Consider the following 19119-nt stretch of genomic DNA (forward strand, 5'->3'; position numbering starts at 1 on the left):
TATTAGACACCTAATGGTATAATCGTATCACATGGAATTGAAACTTGTATTGTTTTACTGTCCCCCCTTTTATTCGTACCACAGGGATTTTTAGCCAGGGGCCTAAGCCCCTGGCTAATATGTTACAACCCTTCATCTACCAGATACAGCACAGATTCATAGTTTTTCTTCACAGCGGCAGACATGGCTATTTCGCATGTTTTGGTGGAAGAATAATAACCATCATGTTCCTCTGTTTTTATTTCTGTAGCTTCCGGACGTGTAGCCGATTCCGTTAGTTCCGGGAACAGGAATCCACGGTCACCGGCCATGCCGCAGCAACCGGCGTATTTAGGCACAATTACTTCTTCGGCGAAGTGGTTGGCCACACGAAGGAACTTGTGGCTGGTCTTCATTTTTTCCAGTGAACATACAGGATGCAGGGCGATGCTTTTTTTCTTGCGGACAGCGGTTACTTTAGGCAGTACGTAGTCATGCAGGAAGTCTACGCTGTCGAGTATACGAAGTTGATCGAATTTTTCCTTGTTCTCAGCAGTGAGGGTGGGTCTGATATGATGCAGGGTATAAGCGCAGGAGCTGACATCTATCACCACTGGCAGCGTGCCCTGGCGGGTATCGCCCCAGAGTTTTTCCACGATATGGTTAGCGGTATGCTGGTAAGCATCCTTATATCCTTTGGAAGAGAAGATCTGGCTGCAGCAGGTGCCGCCGAGATTATCGGGCACGACTACACTGATACCGGATTTCTGACATACGCTCATGAAGGTTTCCATGAGGTTTTTGGATTTCCCTTCGTAGGTGCCGAGCATACGGGAGATACAGGCCGGGAAATAAACGATGGTAGCGCTATCGCTGGTGCCAGCTGTTTGCTTTGATTTCAGGATATCCAGATTGGGAGCCTGTTGCAGCTGCTCAGACCACAGTGGCATGGCGGGCACTATTTTCCGCAGTCCTTTGGTGAGCTGCGACATAGTATGTTTGCCGAAGAGCTTATTGATACCGGTACCAGCCTGAATAGCGGTCCTGACGGCCCATTCTGTGGTTTTGAAATTTTTGGCTACATACAGTGCGACTTTATTGGCCGTGGGAGAGTGGTTTTCGCGGCGGAGTCTTTTGATAAGGTCTCCGGTGTTGATATCCACAGGGCAGGCGGTGGCGCAAAGGCCATCTACTGCACAGGTTTCCATGCCATCGTACTGGTATTGGTCGAGCAATAATTTATAGTGTTCTTTGTCGCCTGCGTTTTCGAGTTGTTTGAGTACTCTTCTGATAACGATCCTTCTGCGGGGTGTGGTGGTGATATCGCGACTGGGGCATTTGTGTTCACAATAGCCACATTCGATACAGCGGTCCACTTCTTCTTCCACGGAAGGCAGCTCTTTCAGGTTCTTCAGGTGTGCGCGGGCATCGCTGTTGATGATAACACCGGGATTGAGCAGGTTATGCGGATCTGTGGCCTCTTTGATACTTTTCATGATCTCGTAGGCTTCTCCACCCCATTCTGTTTCCACGAAGGGCGCCATGTTGCGGCCGGTGCCATGTTCGGCTTTCAGGGTGCCGTCATATTTATTCACCACAAGGGCCACTACGTCCTGCATGAAGAGGTCGTAACGGGTAATCTCATCGGGCGTGTTGAAAGACTGGGTCACCACAAAGTGTATGTTACCGTCTTTAGCATGGCCGAAGATGATGGCGTTGTCGTATTTGTATTGAACGAACAGTTGCTGTATATCGGAGATGGCGTCTCCCAGCTTGGCTACAGGGAAGGCGATATCTTCGAGGATAACGGTGGTGCCGCTGGCGCGTACGGCGCCTACGGCGGGGAACAGCCCTTTACGTATTTTCCAGAAGAAGGCTTGTTCGGCCGGATCGGTAGTGAATACCGGTGGTTCAGACATATCGAGGGAAGAGGCGGCGGCCATGAAACCGTTGACACGGGCGTCGAGAGCAGCCTGGCTTTCTTCCTGGAATTCTATCAGCAGCGCAGCGGCTGTTTCCGGCAAGGTTTTCACGATGGCGGGCATACCGTCCATATCTTCTACGGCGCGGAGGGAGGCACGGTCCATCAGTTCCACCATCAGAGCGCCTGCATTGGTAAGTGGCACGATGGCCTGGCAGGCGGCGTAGATAGTAGGGAAGTAGAGCAGTGCGGTGGATTTATAAGCGTAGTCCGGCACGGTGTCCATTACTGCCTCGGCGATGAAGGCAAGGGTACCTTCTGCTCCTATCAGCAGATGGGCCATGATATCCAGCGGATGGTGATAGTCGATGAAGGCATTCAGCGAATAACCCACTGTATTTTTAGTCTGGTATTTATACCGTATCCTGTCGTGCAAAGCAGGATTGGCGGCGATCTGGTCACGGAAGTTGGCGAGGCTCACAAACAGCGGCGCACATTCCATTTCAAAACGGGCATAGTCGCTTTTATGCTCTGTGTTGAAAGTATTGCCATCAGGCATTATGAACCGGATATAACGGGTGGTATGATAGGAGTTGAGCGCTACGCCGCAACACATACCACTGGAGTTGTTGGAGAGGATACCGCCCATCATGGCAGAGTTGATGCTGGACGGATCGGGTCCTATCTTGCGGCGGTATTTTTTCAGGTAGGTATTGACCATAGCACCGGTGATGCCGGGTTGTACCCTCACAGTATTGCCGTCTTCTTCTATCTGTATTTTGTTCCAGTACTGGCTCAGGTCTACAAGGATACCGTCGGTGATAGACTGTCCGGAGAGGCTGGTGCCTCCTGTCCGGAAAACGAGCGGTATCCGGTATTCCCGGGAAAAATGGAATAAGGCGATGATCTCTTGTTCACTCACCGGCTGTACAACGGCTTTAGGTACCAGGTGGTAAAAGCCTGCATCGGACGCAAAAGATATTACGTCTATATACCTGGACTTGATACGTTTATCAGGTAAGATCTTCTTCAGTTCATTTGCTATGTTCATGGCGAGTTTCCTTATTCCTTGACTGGTTGAATTCACTGTTACAGGAAGCAAGTTATATAATTTTATATCTTTTTATATCTTTAGCCACCGCTTTCTTAACAACCACTATTGAAACCATGTACCGTCTGCGTTATTTGTTGTCCTTTTTACACTTTACCGTTCCCTGTTTGATGATGGCAGCTACAGCCCATGCACAGCAGCCCCGGCCGGATAGTGTGCCTCCGCCAGCTGTGCGGCAGTTGTCTGAAATTTCCGTGATACAGCAAAAAGCGCTGGTGGAACGGAAAGCAGACCGTATCATTTATAATGTGAGCAGCAGTGTCAGCGCTGCCGGCGCCAATAGCCTGGAAGTGCTTGCCCGGGTACCAGGGCTGCGGGTAACGGATAATATGATAGGCCTTGCGGGAAGAGGGGCCATGAAGGTGATGGTAAATGGCCGTATGGTGCCACTGACAGGGGAAGACCTGCAACGTTATCTCAAGTCCATGTCGGCCGGAGAGATCGCCAGGGTGGAAGTGATCACCAACCCTTCTGCTGCTTATGATGCAGATGGAAATGCCGGTCTGATCAATATCGTCACACGACGCGACAGAAACCAGGGCCTCAGCGGAGAAGTGCAGGCGGGCCTGAAACGCGCTGACTACGGCGGCAAGCCGCTGTATGGTGTTTCCAACTATGGTACCGTCACCGCTGGTGGAAACTTCAGCTATAATACTAACAAATGGTCCTGGTATGGCAACCTCAATTACGACCACGGACGTTTCCTCGAAGGCTTTGGTATAGACCTGTCTTATCCGCGCCGTTACTGGACACAAACGGATACAGGCAATTACAAGGTGCGCAACCTCAACCTGGTATTAGGCACAGATTACAAGATCAGTCAGAAAACAACCATCGGCTTTAACTACAACGGCAGCCGCACAGCCTACATTGGTGATGATCATGTGAACAACCCGCTCTATAGTACAGGCCATCTGCCGGATTCTGTATTGAAGACATACGCCACCTATAAGCCCGTGGCCTGGAGCAATGGCCTGAATGTGCATCTGGTTACCCGCTTAGATTCCATCGGCCGCCAAATGTCAATAGATGCAGACTATTTCAACTACTACCGTACCGATAAATCCGATTTTGAAAGCCAGCGCTATAATCCTTACGGAGAGCTGCTTCCGGATGGCATCACCCGTTATTTTGATACCAACAAACAAGCGATCAATATCTACACACTGAAAGCGGATTTTCAATGGCCCACGCGGTTTGCGAATTACGCCTTCGGCGGAAAGCTGAGCTTTATTGATAACTACAGCAATGTATTTTATTATAACAATATAAAAGACCAGCTGATTTATAACAAAGCACTGAGTAACGAATACGACTATACGGAAAATACGCAGGCATTGTATGTCAGCGCAGCTAAGGAAATAGGTAAGTGGAAACTCAATGCCGGCCTGCGGATGGAAGCCACCCAAACCAAAGGAATTTCCCATATACAGGACCAGACCAACAGCAACGACTATGTGAAATTATTTCCTTCCTTCTCAGCTATCTGGAACTATACAACAGACAATCATCTGGCCTTTACCTTCGGCAAACGGATCAACCGTCCGGTATTCTGGGACCTGAACCCTTATAAATCGCTGACCACGGCGTATAGTTATCTCGAAGGAAACCCTTACCTGCAGCCGGAATACAATAGTAATTTTGAATTGTCGCATAGCTGGAAACAACGTTTTACCGTAGCCGCTTTTCTGAATATCACTAATAATGGTTTTAACCGGATCACCATCGCTACGGAAGATGATAACACCGTATTTACCACTCCGGTGAACTTCCTGAAGATTTACCGTTACGGCTTGTCGGCCAGCGCCACCGTGCAGCCCTGGTCCTGGCTGGAAAGCACCAATCAGCTGACTGCCTATAATACAGACGCTAATTCATCTCATCCTTTAATCGCTAATGTGAGAGGGCTGGGCATGTATCTGTCTACCAACAACAATATCTCCCTCAACAGTGATAAAACCTGGCAAGTAGCCGTGAATGGCTGGTATCAGTTCCCTGAAATAGATCATAACGGAAAATCAGATGCCTATTATAATGTAGACCTGGGCATAAAAACCCTGTGCCTGCAGAAACGTTTGAGCATAGCCCTCAATGCCGCCGATCTGCTTCGTTCCAGTGCCAGTGTAGTTCATTATACCTATGGTAATATCAAACAAACTTTCACCCACTTCCAGGTGAATCGTAATGTTCGCCTTACCCTGACTTACAAGCTGGGCCAGTCATCCCGCAAGCGTGAAGTAAGGAATACAGGGAATAATGAGGAAAGACAAAGACTATAACAACTGTGATAAATACTGATATTACTGATGTGCCTGATCTGCGAAGATGTGTGCGATCGGCTAGATAAGAATGGTTTTAAAGTAATTATTACCGATTCTTCGCTTATATCTTCGCCCATCAGAAATATCAGAGGTATCAGCATTTATCACAGTTGGTATCAGTATTTATCATCGTTGAACAAGTGTTTTAAAAAGTTGTTCAATTTCTAATTTTTCCCCTAACTTTATTGCTAAAACGTGGAATTATGGCAACCGGAAAGAAAGAAAAGGATACCAGCACGGAGGAGAAGATATTGGCGGCGGCCCGCATCGTATTCACTAAAAAGGGCTATGCTGCTACCAAAGTGCGGGATATAGCAGCGGAAGCGGATATTAACCTTTCGCTGGTGAACTACTATTTCCGCAGCAAAGAGAAGTTGTTTGAGGTGGTAATGGCGGAAGCTGTGCAGAAGCTGGTTTTTGAGATCGCGGGTGTTTTTAATGATGAACAGCTGAGCGTACTGGAAAAGGTTAGTAAAGCAGTGAATTATTATATCGATCTATTGCTGGAGAATCCTGATTTTCCGCTGTTCCTGGTGAATGAGATTATTGGAGGCGAAGATATGTTTTCACGGGCAGCGCAGCAGCATGTGTTGTTTAAATCGCATTTATTCCGGCAGTTGTTTGAGATGCAGAAGGAGGGTAGACTGAAAGTGCATCCGGTGCATATAATGATGAATGTGATAGGGATGGTAGTGATGCCCTTTCTTGCAAAGCCGCTGCTGGAGCGTAATGAATTGGTGAAGAACGAGGAGTTCAGAGCACTGATGAATGAAAGAAGAACACTTATTCCGCTTTGGCTGAAGGGAATGCTGGGGTAATACCCGGTTTTTTTTGACCCTGTATTGAACAAGTTTTTAAAACAATAATTCAAATTCATTGTTGCATCATGAAAGTATTAAGCATGCTTTGTTGTATCATGATGTTGGGCGGGCAGTTGAAAGCGCAGGAAGAAGCACTGACCATTGAAAGATGTTATACGCTGGCGAGGGATAATTATCCACTCATTAAGCAGTATGATCTGATAGTCCGCACCAATCAGTATACAGTTGCCAATGCAGGAAAGTTATACCTGCCACAGCTCACGGTTACGGGGCAGGCCAGTTATCAGTCGCAGGTGATCAACTTTTCGGATGTGTTTCCGCCTATTCCGGGTCTTCATCCGCCGGTGCTGAGTAAGGACCAGTACAAGGTACAAGCCGAAATAACACAACAGATCTATGATGGCGGGGTGACGAAGTTGCAGCAGGAAGCCAGCAGGGCCAACGAAAAAGTGCAGCAGCAGAACCTGGAGGTAAACCTGTACGCTGTGCGGGAAAGAGTGACCCAGTTATATTTTTCTATTCTGCTGATGGATGCTCAGTTGCAGCAGAATGCCCTCCGCAGGGCTGATCTGCAGACCGCTGCCGATAAAATGAAGGCAGCCCTGGCTAACGGTGTCGCCTATAGGAGTAATGTAGATGAGCTGCTGGCGGAAATTGTAAACGCGGACATGATGACCACCGAATTCAGGGCTAACCGTAAAGCCTATCTGAAAATGTTGTCCACCTTCATCAACCAACCGCTAAACGACAGTACGGTATTGACTTCTCCGGCGGCAACCAGTCCACAACAAAATATCAACCGCCCCGAACTGGCCTTATACGACTTCCAGAAAAAAACATATGATGTACAGGAGCGACAGTTGAAATCTGCTTATCTACCTCGTCTGTCTGCTTTTCTGCAGGGTGCTTATGGAAGACCGACGCTGAACATCGTGGAAAATAATTTCGGTACCTGGTGGATGGGCGGTGTGCGGCTCAACTGGTCATTGGGTAGTCTCTACTCCCTGAAGAACAATCGCCAGCTGATGGAAATCAACCGTCGTATCCTGGAGGTGAACAAACAAACCTTCCTCTTCAATACCACTCTCACTATGCAACAGCAACAGCAGGATATTGATAAGTACGTTGCATTGATGGAACAGGATGATGATGCCATCCGCCTGCGCTCATCAGTGCGCAAATCAGCACAGGCGCAGCTGGACAATGGTGTCGTTACCGTTCATGAATATATCTCCCAGCTCAATGCGGAAAATCTCGCAAAACAGTCCCGTATCCTGCACCAGCTGCAATGGCTGCAGGCACAGTATAACTATAAAAACACTTCCGGTAACTGATGAACGTATTCAATATGAAACACGCTTTAATATTAGCATTGGCCGCAACGCTGCTGACAAGTGCCTGCGGTAACAGCGGACCAGGATACGATGCCTCCGGCAATTTTGAGGCTGATGAAGTGATCGTGTCTGCACAGCAGAACGGAGAACTGTTGGCCTTCTCCGTTAATGAAGGCGATAAGCTCAGTGCTGGCCAGGTGGTAGGCCAGATTGATGTGACCATCCCCACGCTGCAAAAAGAACAGGTACAGGCCTCCATCCGCGCACTGAAAGAAAAGACCAGCAACCCGCAACCACAAACCATGCTGGTAGAACGGCAGCTGATAGTCCAGGAAGCACAGCTGCAACAACAATACCGCGAACGGAAAAGAACGGAGAATCTGGTGAAAAGCGATGCTGCCACACAAAAACAACTCGATGATATCAACGCGTTGATTGAGCAGCTGGAAAAACAACTGAATGTCACTCGTCAGCAGATGAAACTGAATAACTCCAACACCGCCACGCAAAACCGCTCTATCCTCAGTGAACAGGCTCCCCTGGAGAAATCGCTGGAACAATATTCAGAACAGGTCCGCAAAGGACAGATCGTTAATCCGATCAGTGGCGTGGTGCTGTCGCGTTATGCATTGAGGGGAGAAGTGACCGGCATCGGAAAACCACTCTATAAGATCGCCAATATTGATACGCTCAACCTGAAGGCATATGTTACCGGTGTCACACTCCCTAATATCAAACTGGGGCAGGACGTGCAGGTGCGCATCGATCAGGGAAAGAAGGACTACAAATATTATCCGGGCACCATTACCTGGATATCAGACAAGTCTGAATTCACGCCTAAAACCATCCAAACAAAAAATGAAAGGGCCAATCTCGTATATGCGATCAAGGTAAGAGTGAAGAATGATAGTTACCTGAAAATAGGCATGTATGGCGAAATGCTGATCCATAAACCCTGACGTTATGAATCCGGTTACCCTGGAACATATTACCAAAACATATGAAGCCGGCAAGGTACTGGCAGTAGACGACGTATCCCTGGAAGTGAAGGAAGGTGAACTGTTTGGACTGATAGGACCAGACGGCGCCGGTAAAACATCCATCTTCCGGATACTGACCACCTTGCTGCTGCCGGATAAGGGCACGGCCAGCGTGAAGGGATATGATTGTGTGAAAGACTATAAAGCCATCCGGCGTTCTGTGGGTTATATGCCGGGAAAATTTTCCCTGTACCAGGACCTCACCGTGTCGGAGAACCTGCATTTTTTTGCAACCCTCTTTGGTACTACTATAGACGCAAATTATAGTATGATCAAAGACATATATGAACAGATCAAACCATTCAGTGACCGTCGGGCCGGCAGATTGTCTGGTGGGATGAAACAGAAGCTGGCCTTGTGTTGCGCGCTGATCCATAAACCGGAAGTGTTGTTTCTGGATGAACCTACCACCGGTGTAGATGCCGTATCGCGTAAGGAGTTCTGGGACATGTTACAGACACTGAAACAGCAGGGAATTACTATTGTGGTGTCTACACCTTATATGGACGAAGCCGTGTTGTGCGAACGGATTGCACTGATCCAGAGCGGAAAGATCATGTCTGTAGATACACCTGAAACTATTATCAATGCTTTCCCGGTACAGCTGTATGCGATAAAAGCAGCAGACATCTACCGTTTGCTGACAACACTCCGGGAAGACCAGACTATAGACAGCTGTTATGCTTTCGGAGAATACGTGCACGTTACTTTCAGGGAAGGTACTGTTACAGACACCACCGGCCTGAAACAGCGCCTGGAACAGCAGGGGCACCGGCAGGTGGAAATAAAGGAGATCAGCCCTTCTATTGAAGACAGTTTCATCCGCCTTATGCAGGAAAAAAATCTTTCAGAAAAAAACAGCAGCGATGGACGAAAAGGTGATCATATGTAAAGACCTGACCAAACAGTTTGGCCACTTTACTGCGGTAGATCACATCACTTTTGATGTGTATAAAGGAGAGATATTCGGTTTTCTCGGTGCTAACGGCGCCGGTAAAACCACGGCCATGCGCATACTCTGTGGCTTGTCATATCCTACTTCCGGAAAGGCTACTGTAGCTGGTTTTGACGTATACAAACAGCAGGAGTCCATCAAGAGAAATATCGGCTATATGAGTCAGAAGTTTTCTCTTTATGAAAACCTGACCGTAGTAGAGAATATTGAATTTTTTGGTGGCGTATATGGACTATCGTCATCGGATATACGCAAACGGAGCGATCAGCTGGTGCAAAAATTAGGGCTGACCAATGAAGCCAAAAAGCTCGTAGGTGCCTTGCCGTTAGGATGGAAACAGAAGCTGGCTTTTTCGGTGGCCATCTTCCACAATCCTCATATTGTATTCCTGGATGAGCCTACCGGTGGCGTGGACCCTATTACCCGTCGTCAGTTCTGGGATATGATTTATGAAGCAGCTGCCAGTGGTATCACGGTATTTGTGACTACACACTATATGGATGAAGCAGAATACTGCAACCGGATCACCATCATGGTGGATGGCAAAGTGGAAGCGCTGGACACGCCATCCAGTTTGAAGGAGCGATACAAAGCAGCATCTATGGATGAAGTGTTTTACCAGCTGGCCAGGGGAGCCCAGAGGTCAGCCGACTAAAATTGTATTATGAAACAGCTTTTGGTATTTATCAGGAAAGAGTTTTTTCATGTGTTCAGGGACCAACGTACCCTGCTGATCATGTTTGGCTTGCCGGTAGTACAGATCGTGCTTTTCGGGTTTGCACTTACCAGTGAAGTGAAGAATATCACCCTCACGATTGTTGACAATGCCCGCGATGTCAACAGCACACAGATCATCCATAAAATAAAATCCTCTTCCTATTTCATCGTTAATGAATCCCATATCAACTACAAGGATATTGCCACAACTTTCAGAAACGGATCCGCCAAATGTGCGCTGATATTTCCTGCAGGCTTTGGCAATGATCTGCAGCATGTGGGCAACGCACAGGTGCAGATCATTACAGATGGCTCAGATCCCAATACCGCCAAAACAGTAGTCAATTATATTACTTCCATTCTCGCCGGTTATCAGCAGGAGATCAGTACTTCACCAGGTTTACCATACAAAATTATACCTGAGCAGCGGTTGTTGTATAATGAAGAAGGGAATGGATCGCTCAATTTTATTCCGGGTGTGATGGCGCTGGTGTTGATGATTGTATGTACTGCGCTGACATCTGTAGCAGTAGTACGGGAAAAGGAACAGGGAACGATGGAAATACTGTTGGTATCTCCCTTCAAACCCTTGCTGGTGTTGCTGGCGAAAGCGGTGCCTTATCTGGTGTTATCGCTCGCTAACTTTACCCTGATCGTGGTGCTGGCCGTATTTGTGCTTAATGTAGCTATCAAGGGCAGCATATTGTTGTTGTTTATGGAGAGTATACTGTTTATCATCACGTGTTTGTCTATCGGGCTGATGATTTCCAATACTACCAGTTCCCAGCAAACAGCTTTGTTGTTATCGATGATGGGCATGATGTTGCCAACGATCATTTTTACGGGATTTATGTTTCCATTGGAGAATATGCCCTGGATCTTTCAAATGATTTCAAACGTGATCCCTGCCAGGTGGTATTTTCTGATCATCAAGGCGGTGATGCTGAAGGGGCTTGGCCTGCGTTATATCTGGAAGGAAACACTGGTACTGCTGGGTATGGCACTGGTGGCGCTGACAATTGCATTAAAGAACTTTAAAATCAGGTTGTCATGAGGGTGTTGCGTTTTATTCTGAAAAAGGAGTTCAGGCTGATTTTCCGCGACAAGACCATTCTGGCCATGATGCTGGTGATGCCTACGATACAGCTGATCATTCTGCCGGTGGCGATGAACTTTGATGTGAAGAATGTGAATGTGGCCGTGGTAGATCATGATCATAGTACCTATTCACAACAGCTGATCAACAAAATCGGCGCATCAGGTTACTTTAGGATTATAGCAGCAACAGCTTCCTATGGAGAGGCTTTGCAATATATAGAAACGGAAAAGGCAGATGTAGTGCTGGAGGTGCCACCTGGATTTGAGCGTAATCTGGTACGGGAAGGCATGCAGAAAGTAGGAGTGTCGATAGATGCGATCAATGGTGTCAAAGCCGGGCTGGGAGGCAGTTATCTCCTGGCTGTCATTGCCGATTTTAATCAGAACATCCGTATCAACGATAGCGGCAATAATACCTTGCAAAACGATAGTAACATCGACATCACTTATTCCAACTGGTACAATCCTTTGGCAGAGTATCGTTTTTATATTGTGCCAGCGGTGATGGTGTTGTTACTGACGCTGATAGCGGGTTTCCTCACGGCGCTGAATATTGTGCGGGAGAAGGAAAGGGGCACCATAGAACAGATCAATGTAACACCAATAAAGAAATGGCAGTTTATCCTCGGGAAGATGATTCCTTTTTGGGTAGTGGGCATTGTTCTTTTTACACTGGCGTTGACGGTGGCCAAGGTCGTTTACGGCATCTGGCCGGTAGGAAGCTTTGCATTGCTGTATCTTTTCGCGGCCGTGTACCTGGTGGCTATGCTGGGATTTGGCCTGCTGGTGTCTACCTATACCAATAGCCAGTTGCAGGCCATGTTTGTAGCCTTCTTTTTTGTGATGATTTTTATATTGATGAGTGGATTGTTTACAGCGGTAGATAGTATGCCGGTTTGGGCCAGAACGATCGCTTTTTTTACGCCGCTGACACATTTCGTGAAAGTGGTGCGAATGATTATCCTGAAAGGCAGCGGGTTTGCAGATGTGCAGACAGAATTCCTGTATCTGGTGATATTCGCTGTGGTGCTCAATGGATGGGCCATCCTCAATTACCGGAAAACCAGTTAACCCTGTCCGGCTTTCCATTGTTTATATTTTTCGGGCATACAATGTCCGCAGGGACGGTAGCCCTGTGCCTGTGCCTCCGCTTCATCGGAGAAAAACACGCGGTTGTCTGTCAGCATCCTTTTGCCGGATTTACAGGAGAGGAGTCCGTATATTTTCAGTTTCCTGTTACCTCCCAGTTGTAATAGTCCGGCCTGCCGGAGCTGACAGATCCTGCGGTTGCGGGCGATAGATGTTCCGCCCAGTGCTGTATGGTAAAACATCGTCATCAGCTCAGTGCATCGTGAAAAATAATCCCCAGCGTATGCCTGTTACCGTTAGTTACCTCACTTACCCCATGTTTCATATTCACTCTGTAATAGCCTTTGCTGCCTTTTGTCGGGCGGAAGTTGGTAGTGAAGATGAGCATGTCGCCGCGGCGTGGCTTTAGCACCGTGGCTTTGGACTGTGCCCTCGGAATTTGTTCTGTGAGCACAAACTCGCCGCCGGTATAGTCTTCGCCGGGTTCATTGAGAAACAAAACGATCTGCATGGGAAAGAAGATATCGCCGTAGAGGTCCTGATGCAGTGTATTGAAGCCACCGGGGCCGTATTTCAGGATGAGGATGGTAGGCTTGTCCTGACCGGCAGCCTTACATTGCTGTAGTAGCGTTTCGTGGTTAGCAGGAAAGGTCTTGTCTATCTGCAACACTTCCATCCATTTGTTGGCTACTGGTGCTATATGGCTGTATACGGTTTGCCGGATAGCGGTGATCAGTGATGACAACGGATATTTAAAATACTTATATTCGCCGCTGCCAAAACGGTACCGCTCCATGGAGATGGTTTTGCGGTAGATGTCGGGAGTGGTGTAGTTACTGATAAGCTGTTTGCATTCTTCAGCTGATAATATATTTTCAACGATAGAAAAACCTTTGTCATGAAGGGATTCGGCGATTGTATGCCAGTCCTGCTGCTCCAGCCTGCTGATAATATTGTCCATATCACATGTATTTGATAACAAAAGTACAATGAGGGGCTTCTGCCATCAACCCGTTTCTTGCTACATTTCAGCCGTGTTATAGTGGTTATAACTTCTGGTTATCGCTCATAATTATTGGTGATTATAATACCAGTAAGGCTGATATTATCTTTGACCCATCGAATACGGAAACAACGATAGTTATGAAAACAGACTGGATTCCCGTTTTATTATTCGCCACCACGGGGCTTGTGGTGGCAAAGGAAAGTATCAGTGCCTACCGGCAGAAGAAAAAAGAGGATGCGGCTTTTTCTGTCTGGCTTGGTAACCACCGGCAGGAAGACGTGTGGAGAGGCTGGAGCAGCCTGCAGATACCCACCTCTACTGATAGTGGCCGCCTTATACAATATGGCCACGACCTCATCGCCAACACTGCCCAATATCTGGGGCCACAAGGTTCCGTCGCTCAAATCAGTAATGGCATGAACTGCCAGAACTGCCATCTGCAGGCAGGGACAGTACCTTATGGCAATAATTTCGGCAAGGTATATGCCACGTATCCATTGTTCCGCGCCCGCAACAATGGTATACAATCCATCTACGACCGCGTAACGGATTGTTTTGAAAGAAGTCTTAACGGACATGCGCCGGATACCAGTAGTCGCGAGATGCAGGCGATCTATGCTTATATTAAATGGCTCGGCGAGGATGTACCTAAAGGCTCTAAACCCAACGGTACCAGCATCATGAAAATAAAATATCTCGAAAGAAGTGCCGATCCCGGCGAAGGCATGCTGGTGTACAACAGTAAATGCAGCAGCTGCCACGGAAAAAATGGTGAAGGGCAGCCCAGTCCGGTAGGAGCGGGCTACAGCTACCCACCTTTATGGGGGCCGCATAGTTATAATGACGGCGCCGGCCTTTACCGCTTAAGTAATTTCGCCGGCTTCGTATATAACAACATGCCTTTTGGGGCAGACTATCACCAGCCACAGCTCACGGAAGAAGAAGCATGGGACGTAGCGGCCTTTGTCAACAGCCGGCCACGCCCACATCTGAATCAGGACAGGGACTGGCAGCTGATCGCTCAAAAGCCGGTCGATTTTCCTTTCAAACCATATGCAGATACTTTTTCAGAAGCACAACATAAATTTGGTCCTTTTCAACCAATAAAAGATGAACAACGAAGTCTACAAAATGTCACAAAATAAAAACCCATATATGAAGAAGCTCCTGGCAATTCCACTGATGATGTTTATGATGCAGGCAGGCTATGCACAAACCACCGATGCCCAGCTGCAGAAAAACCGCGCATTCACCGGCGCCGTAGCCAAACAACGGCAATACAACGCTATCTATCAACTGGACAAAAACGATCCTAAGGTGATTCAGAAAGCTATCCGTAATATTAATAATGCATTGAATGATCCCCGTCTGAAAGGTAAGCTGCAAATAGAGCTGGTGGCTTTTTCACAAGGCACCGATGCTTTGCTGAAAGGCAGTGAGTATGAAGAAGCCCTGAAAGCACTGATTGGCAGGGGCGTGATCGTAGCACAGTGTCGTAATACGCTGGAAGAAAGAAAGATTCCGATGGAACAGCTCTATGATTTTGTGGCCCTGGTACCTAGTGGTAATGGAGAATTGATCATCCGTCAGGCGGAAGGCTGGTCTGTTGTTAAACCGTAAAACCATGAGAAGAATATTTTTTTCCGCCCTGTTGCTCGCCGGCATCACCGGAGCGGCCAGTGCACAGGACTATCGTTTTGATCCGCCTTGGAACAAACCGCCGCAGAGCAAGGTGATGTTTACCGTGCCCGGTGTGGATAATGTGCCCGATCTGTACGGTGATATCAACGATCCGCAGCTGGTAGTATTTTTTGCAGGTAATCAGTTTATGTGCATTGATGAGCTGCTGGAAGCTTTTAAACAACAGTATCCTGCTTATCAGCGGGTATTTGCAGAAACGCTGCCGCCGGGCATTCTGGCGCAACAGATAGAAGGCGGTTCACTCACCATCGGTAATATGCGCATCACGCTGAAGCCAGACGTATATACCGCCGGTAAAACACGCATCACCGGTATGGCCGATCATTTCAGCAAGACCGTTACTTATGCCTACAACAAACTGGCGTTGATGGTCCCTTCCGGCAATCCGGCTAAAGTACATAGCCTGAAAGACCTGGCACGGCCTGGTGTAAGAGTGAGTATGCCTAATCCAGCCTGGGAAGGCATCGGCAAACGGATCGAAGAGGCTTATGTGAAAGCAGGCGGTGAACAGCTGAAACAACAGATCATGGAGAAAAAGGTAAAAGACGGCACTACCTTCCTTACCCAGATCCACCATCGCCAGACACCGATGCGTATCTTATACCATCAGAGCGATGCCGCACCGGTATGGTATTCTGAAGCTTATTACCAGCAAATGATTGGTCATCCCATATCACTGGTAAACATACCCGATCAGCACAATATAACGGCTACGTATATGGCAGGACAGCTTAAAAACGCGCCACACCAGCAGGCTGCAGCCGATTTTATGGATTTCCTTATCAGCGATACCGCCAAAAAAATATACCGGAAGTATGGTTTTAGTGTAGAGAAACCGGATTGATAACAACGATAGTGATCCTAATGGAAAGAGGCTGCCAAAGGCAGTCTCTTTTTATATTATGGATATTAAATGGCAGCCGGAGCCATCAATACTGCTCAGGATTTCTTATATTAGACGTACCACTTGCCCCAGTCAAACGCTGCCAGGGATGGCTTAGCATCATATTCATTATAAATAAATCAGGAATGTCTATCAGTTACACCGGTAAAATTATTCCTTCGGGCACCCCCCGCTGGCTTATGGGACAAACACTGCATACAGCGGAAAAGGAAAAGTTCAAAGGATATAAAGATAAGGGACTGGCCTGGGGTGCGGTGGATGAGAGTTTGCAGGCAGACATCGATTTTCTTGAACTATGGCCCGATGATACCAGCACTGCCACCATACCGCCTGTGGTAGCCACTTTACCCAATCTCAAAACACTGATCATTCCCTCCTGGTTTGTACCACACCTGAAGGCCGAAGATCTGCCAGACAGCCTTGAAGCCCTGCAGGTGGGCGTACTGAGCGATAACAAAGCCAAAGTCAACTGGAACAAGGCGCTGGTATTGCCACATATTAAAACCCTGGATCTCGGCAAAGTGATGTCTGACTTTTATGCAGCCAGCTTTCCCGGACTCACCAATACCCTCATCATCACCCTCGGTAATAAAAAGCTGGACCTTACTGAAGTCGGTAAATGCCAGCATACACAAAATCTGTTTCTTTATAAAGCAGATACCGTGGAAACACTCAGTCAGGCTGGTGCCGCTGCTTTTCACTTCGCCGGATGGATAGAAGGCAGACATGAAAACTTCAAAGGACTGAAAGGATATGAACAACTTCGCGATGCCGAAATCAGATGGAACAAAAAATTAACATCGCTCGAAGGGCTGGAACATCTGTCGGGGCTGGAACGCCTGGATATCTCCGATTGCCCTAAACTTGAACATCTGAGTCATCTGATGCAGATTAACAGCCTGCAATGGTTTCGTATTATGAACAGCGGTAAGGCATGGACCACTTATATAGAAGATGTGAAAACAAAATTTACAGAGGAGGGGTTTGAGAAAATCCGTTTTGAGCCGGACAGGCATCATGCGTTGCTGGAAATATCGCGTAAAGCTTAAATTATTCCTGATAACACCCACATTGCTTTTGTTAAAATGTTGAAAATACTAATTTTGCCAGCTGATTCCGTCAATGGCCTGTTTAAATGTCTCAAGCACTTACTGAAAATACTTTGTTGAAGGGGATCCGGGATGGAGAGGAAATAGCTGTCCGGCATTTATTTGATCTGTATTACCGTCCGCTTTGTTACTATGCCGAAAAGCTGACAGGAGATAAAGCAGAGGCGCAGGATGTCGCCGTGAATGTATTTCTGAAATTGCTTCAAAAGAAGGCAGATTTTGAGCATCTGTATGAAATCAGAGCGTTTCTTTATGTAGCTGCACGAAACGCCTGTATTGATATTTATCGTCAAAAGAAACGCCACGAACGTTCCCTGGAAGAGATACAATACCTGCTTCCCCCTGAAAATGATAAAGATGATCTCGACCTGATTGATACGAAGATCATGCAGCGGCTTTTCCAGGAGATAGAATCCCTTCCTCCTCAATGCAGTAAAGTATTCAAGCTGCTTTTCCTGAATAAGCTGGATACCAGGGAAATTGCCCGTCAAATGCGAATCAGCCCCAAAACAGTACTAAACCAAAAAGCCAAGGCCATTCGTCTGCTCCGCGTTGCCTTGTTAAAAGGGGGATCACTGGTCGCCATTCTACGGGCAGCCGTTGGTCATGTAATGAATTGATTTACACTAATATTTATTTTTTTAAAAAAAACTACCGAATGGCGTAGGCAAAATACGCGACTGTTCGTGTATATACCTGGATGCGCCCGAAGGACATCTTTCATTATTAATTTTTTGCAGCAATTGTATAATGAGTGAATTTATTAACCGAATAGCAGAACTGATCACCAGGCATCTCGAAGGGAAACTGACCGCAGAGGAGGAAGAAGAGCTACAGGCGTGGATTTCCAGGTCAGATGAGGCGCGTGCTTTTTTTGAGCGGGTGAATGAAGAAGCGTATCTGTCGCGGCAACTGGAACGGCTATACGCCTTTGATAATGAAGAGGGTTGGGAAAAGCTGAAAGAAAAATATCCTTTAAAAGAAATGCCGGTGGAGCCGGTGGTGAAAAGGTTGGTGCCCTGGTTGAGGCCTGCGGCAGCAGCGGCCATATTGCTGGCAGTGGTAGCTGGTGCCTGGTTTTGGGCACCACGGAGCAATAAAATGCAATCGGCGCAAACAATGGTAAAGAGCAACGGGATAAGTGCACCCGGTAAAAGCCGGGCCAGCATCATATTAGCCAACGGAGATATTGTTTACCTGGATAGTTTATCGCAGCGGGCCACAATACAGCAAGCCGGAACGGGCCTGGTTAAACTGGCCGATGACCAGTTGGCCTGTACAGCGGAAGCCAATGGCTCAACTTCAGCGTATACGTATAATACGCTGGTGAATCCGCGCGGCAGCAAGGTCATCAATCTTACGCTCAGCGATGGCACCAGGGTTTGGCTCAATAATGAATCGTCTATACGTTTTCCGGTCCGCTTTTCAAGCCAGGAACGAACCGTAGAAGTAACAGGAGAAGCCTATTTCGAAGTAGCACAACAAGCAACGAAACCTTTCAAAGTAAAACATGCCGATTGGGAAGTGCAGGTATTAGGTACCCACTTCAACATTAATAGTTATAGCGATGAATCAGCCGCTAAAGTAACGCTGCTGGAAGGCATGGTAAAAGTGACGAAAAAAGAGGCCTCCGGCATTATCAGGCCGGGCCAGCAGGCATGGGTTTCCTCAGCGATAACGGTGCAGCCTGCAGCAGATACCGAGGCGGTGATGGCCTGGAAGAATGGGGAATTTATACTGGATGGAATGGACCTGAAAAGCCTGATGCGGCAGGTTGCCCGCTGGTACGATGTGGAGGTTGTTTATACCGGAGCAGTGGAAAAAAGAGCGTTCGGAGGCTCGTTGGACCGGGACCTGGCACTTCCGAGAGTAGTGCAGGCCTTGCAGGAGAACGGGGTGAAATGTCGTCTGGAAGGGCGTCAGTTAATTATCGGAAACTAAGGAAGTACTGTTGTAGTAGCTCAAAAAAAACTGAGTCCCGTTGCGAGCGGGACCCAGCGGTAATTTGAGTTA

General features: G+C 47.5%; 17 protein-coding genes. 14 read left to right on the forward strand and 3 right to left on the reverse strand.

The genetic code is table 11. From position 1 onward, the window contains the following. Positions 1-122: 122 nt before the first annotated feature. The gene (locus DF182_RS20720) at positions 123-2951 is read right to left on the reverse strand and encodes an FAD-binding and (Fe-S)-binding domain-containing protein (protein WP_113617717.1); all 2829 of its coding nucleotides are present in this window, start codon (positions 2949-2951) and stop codon (positions 123-125) included. A gap of 170 nt (positions 2952-3121) precedes the next feature. Between DF182_RS20720 and DF182_RS20725 the strand changes: the two genes are divergently transcribed. The 8 genes from DF182_RS20725 to DF182_RS20760 all read left to right on the forward strand — a co-directional run bounded on the left by DF182_RS20725 (position 3122) and on the right by DF182_RS20760 (position 12368). After that, the gene (locus DF182_RS20725; RefSeq protein ID WP_161964197.1) at positions 3122-5290 is read left to right on the forward strand and encodes an outer membrane beta-barrel protein; all 2169 of its coding nucleotides are present in this window, start codon (positions 3122-3124) and stop codon (positions 5288-5290) included. Between the two features lie 245 nt (positions 5291-5535). Beyond that, positions 5536-6150, forward strand: coding sequence for a TetR/AcrR family transcriptional regulator (locus DF182_RS20730; protein WP_113617719.1), 615 nt, complete (start codon positions 5536-5538; stop codon positions 6148-6150). A gap of 68 nt (positions 6151-6218) precedes the next feature. Next, the gene (locus DF182_RS20735) at positions 6219-7487 is read left to right on the forward strand and encodes a TolC family protein (RefSeq protein WP_113617720.1); all 1269 of its coding nucleotides are present in this window, start codon (positions 6219-6221) and stop codon (positions 7485-7487) included. Positions 7488-7501: 14 nt separating this feature from the next. After that, the gene (locus DF182_RS20740; RefSeq protein ID WP_113619667.1) at positions 7502-8446 is read left to right on the forward strand and encodes an HlyD family secretion protein; all 945 of its coding nucleotides are present in this window, start codon (positions 7502-7504) and stop codon (positions 8444-8446) included. Positions 8447-8450: 4 nt separating this feature from the next. Next, positions 8451-9419, forward strand: a complete 969-nt coding sequence (locus tag DF182_RS20745) for an ABC transporter ATP-binding protein (RefSeq protein WP_113617721.1) — start codon at positions 8451-8453, stop codon at positions 9417-9419. Beyond that, on the forward strand, positions 9394-10137 hold the full coding sequence (locus tag DF182_RS20750) for an ABC transporter ATP-binding protein (RefSeq protein WP_113617722.1): 744 nt from the start codon (positions 9394-9396) through the stop codon (positions 10135-10137). The genes DF182_RS20745 and DF182_RS20750 overlap by 26 nt, the downstream gene beginning before the upstream one ends. A gap of 9 nt (positions 10138-10146) precedes the next feature. After that, the gene (locus DF182_RS20755; RefSeq protein WP_113617723.1) at positions 10147-11253 is read left to right on the forward strand and encodes an ABC transporter permease; all 1107 of its coding nucleotides are present in this window, start codon (positions 10147-10149) and stop codon (positions 11251-11253) included. Further along, entirely contained in the window at positions 11250-12368 is a 1119-nt protein-coding gene (locus DF182_RS20760; protein WP_113617724.1) for an ABC transporter permease, read from the forward strand. The genes DF182_RS20755 and DF182_RS20760 overlap by 4 nt, the downstream gene beginning before the upstream one ends. On the opposite strand, the gene DF182_RS20765 is transcribed toward DF182_RS20760, so the two are convergent. After that, entirely contained in the window at positions 12365-12634 is a 270-nt protein-coding gene (locus DF182_RS20765; RefSeq protein WP_245957504.1) for an Ada metal-binding domain-containing protein, read from the reverse strand. The two genes, DF182_RS20760 and DF182_RS20765, sit on opposite strands and share 4 nt — an antisense overlap. Beyond that, positions 12634-13347: a 2OG-Fe(II) oxygenase gene (locus tag DF182_RS20770; RefSeq protein ID WP_211327174.1), complete on the reverse strand. Its 714-nt coding sequence runs from the start codon at positions 13345-13347 to the stop codon at positions 12634-12636. Before DF182_RS20770 ends, DF182_RS20765 begins: the two co-directional genes overlap by 1 nt. A 182-nt stretch (positions 13348-13529) precedes the next feature. On the opposite strand from DF182_RS20770, the gene DF182_RS20775 reads away from it, so the two are divergent. The 6 genes from DF182_RS20775 (at position 13530) to DF182_RS20800 (ending at position 19047) form a co-directional block, all read left to right on the forward strand. Further along, positions 13530-14537 carry a c-type cytochrome gene (locus DF182_RS20775; RefSeq protein WP_113617725.1) on the forward strand — a complete coding sequence of 336 codons (1008 nt, stop codon included), beginning with the start codon at positions 13530-13532 and terminating at the stop codon, positions 14535-14537. A gap of 10 nt (positions 14538-14547) precedes the next feature. Beyond that, a complete protein-coding gene (locus DF182_RS20780; RefSeq protein ID WP_113619670.1) occupies positions 14548-15012 on the forward strand; it encodes a DsrE family protein in 465 nt (154 codons plus the stop codon). A gap of 4 nt (positions 15013-15016) precedes the next feature. Then, positions 15017-15937, forward strand: coding sequence for a molybdate ABC transporter substrate-binding protein (locus DF182_RS20785; protein ID WP_113617726.1), 921 nt, complete (start codon positions 15017-15019; stop codon positions 15935-15937). 185 nt (positions 15938-16122) lie between these two features. Then, on the forward strand, positions 16123-17046 hold the full coding sequence (locus DF182_RS20790; RefSeq protein ID WP_113617727.1) for a leucine-rich repeat domain-containing protein: 924 nt from the start codon (positions 16123-16125) through the stop codon (positions 17044-17046). Between the two features lie 86 nt (positions 17047-17132). Beyond that, the gene (locus tag DF182_RS20795; protein ID WP_113617728.1) at positions 17133-17726 is read left to right on the forward strand and encodes an RNA polymerase sigma factor; all 594 of its coding nucleotides are present in this window, start codon (positions 17133-17135) and stop codon (positions 17724-17726) included. Between the two features lie 130 nt (positions 17727-17856). After that, on the forward strand, positions 17857-19047 hold the full coding sequence (locus DF182_RS20800) for a FecR family protein (protein WP_113617729.1): 1191 nt from the start codon (positions 17857-17859) through the stop codon (positions 19045-19047). Positions 19048-19119: the final 72 nt, after the last annotated feature.

This window comes from Chitinophaga flava, assembly GCF_003308995.1.
In the GTDB taxonomy this organism is placed as follows: domain Bacteria; phylum Bacteroidota; class Bacteroidia; order Chitinophagales; family Chitinophagaceae; genus Chitinophaga; species Chitinophaga flava.

Bases quoted from the DNA above. Each gene is read 5' to 3' on its own strand.
- DF182_RS20800 (WP_113617729.1), top strand. From the start codon at position 17,857: ATGAGTGAATTTATTAACCGAATAGCAGAACTGATCACCAGGCATCTC.
- DF182_RS20755 (WP_113617723.1), top strand. From the start codon at position 10,147: ATGAAACAGCTTTTGGTATTTATCAGGAAAGAGTTTTTTCATGTGTTC.
- DF182_RS20730 (WP_113617719.1), top strand. From the start codon at position 5,536: ATGGCAACCGGAAAGAAAGAAAAGGATACCAGCACGGAGGAGAAGATA.
- DF182_RS20770 (WP_211327174.1), bottom strand. From the start codon at position 13,347: ATGGACAATATTATCAGCAGGCTGGAGCAGCAGGACTGGCATACAATC.
- DF182_RS20740 (WP_113619667.1), top strand. From the start codon at position 7,502: ATGAAACACGCTTTAATATTAGCATTGGCCGCAACGCTGCTGACAAGT.
- DF182_RS20785 (WP_113617726.1), top strand. From the start codon at position 15,017: ATGAGAAGAATATTTTTTTCCGCCCTGTTGCTCGCCGGCATCACCGGA.
- DF182_RS20735 (WP_113617720.1), top strand. From the start codon at position 6,219: ATGAAAGTATTAAGCATGCTTTGTTGTATCATGATGTTGGGCGGGCAG.
- DF182_RS20760 (WP_113617724.1), top strand. From the start codon at position 11,250: ATGAGGGTGTTGCGTTTTATTCTGAAAAAGGAGTTCAGGCTGATTTTC.
- DF182_RS20750 (WP_113617722.1), top strand. From the start codon at position 9,394: ATGGACGAAAAGGTGATCATATGTAAAGACCTGACCAAACAGTTTGGC.
- DF182_RS20720 (WP_113617717.1), bottom strand. From the start codon at position 2,951: ATGAACATAGCAAATGAACTGAAGAAGATCTTACCTGATAAACGTATC.
- DF182_RS20795 (WP_113617728.1), top strand. From the start codon at position 17,133: ATGTCTCAAGCACTTACTGAAAATACTTTGTTGAAGGGGATCCGGGAT.
- DF182_RS20765 (WP_245957504.1), bottom strand. From the start codon at position 12,634: ATGACGATGTTTTACCATACAGCACTGGGCGGAACATCTATCGCCCGC.
- DF182_RS20725 (WP_161964197.1), top strand. From the start codon at position 3,122: ATGATGGCAGCTACAGCCCATGCACAGCAGCCCCGGCCGGATAGTGTG.
- DF182_RS20775 (WP_113617725.1), top strand. From the start codon at position 13,530: ATGAAAACAGACTGGATTCCCGTTTTATTATTCGCCACCACGGGGCTT.
- DF182_RS20745 (WP_113617721.1), top strand. From the start codon at position 8,451: ATGAATCCGGTTACCCTGGAACATATTACCAAAACATATGAAGCCGGC.
- DF182_RS20780 (WP_113619670.1), top strand. From the start codon at position 14,548: ATGAAGAAGCTCCTGGCAATTCCACTGATGATGTTTATGATGCAGGCA.
- DF182_RS20790 (WP_113617727.1), top strand. From the start codon at position 16,123: ATGTCTATCAGTTACACCGGTAAAATTATTCCTTCGGGCACCCCCCGC.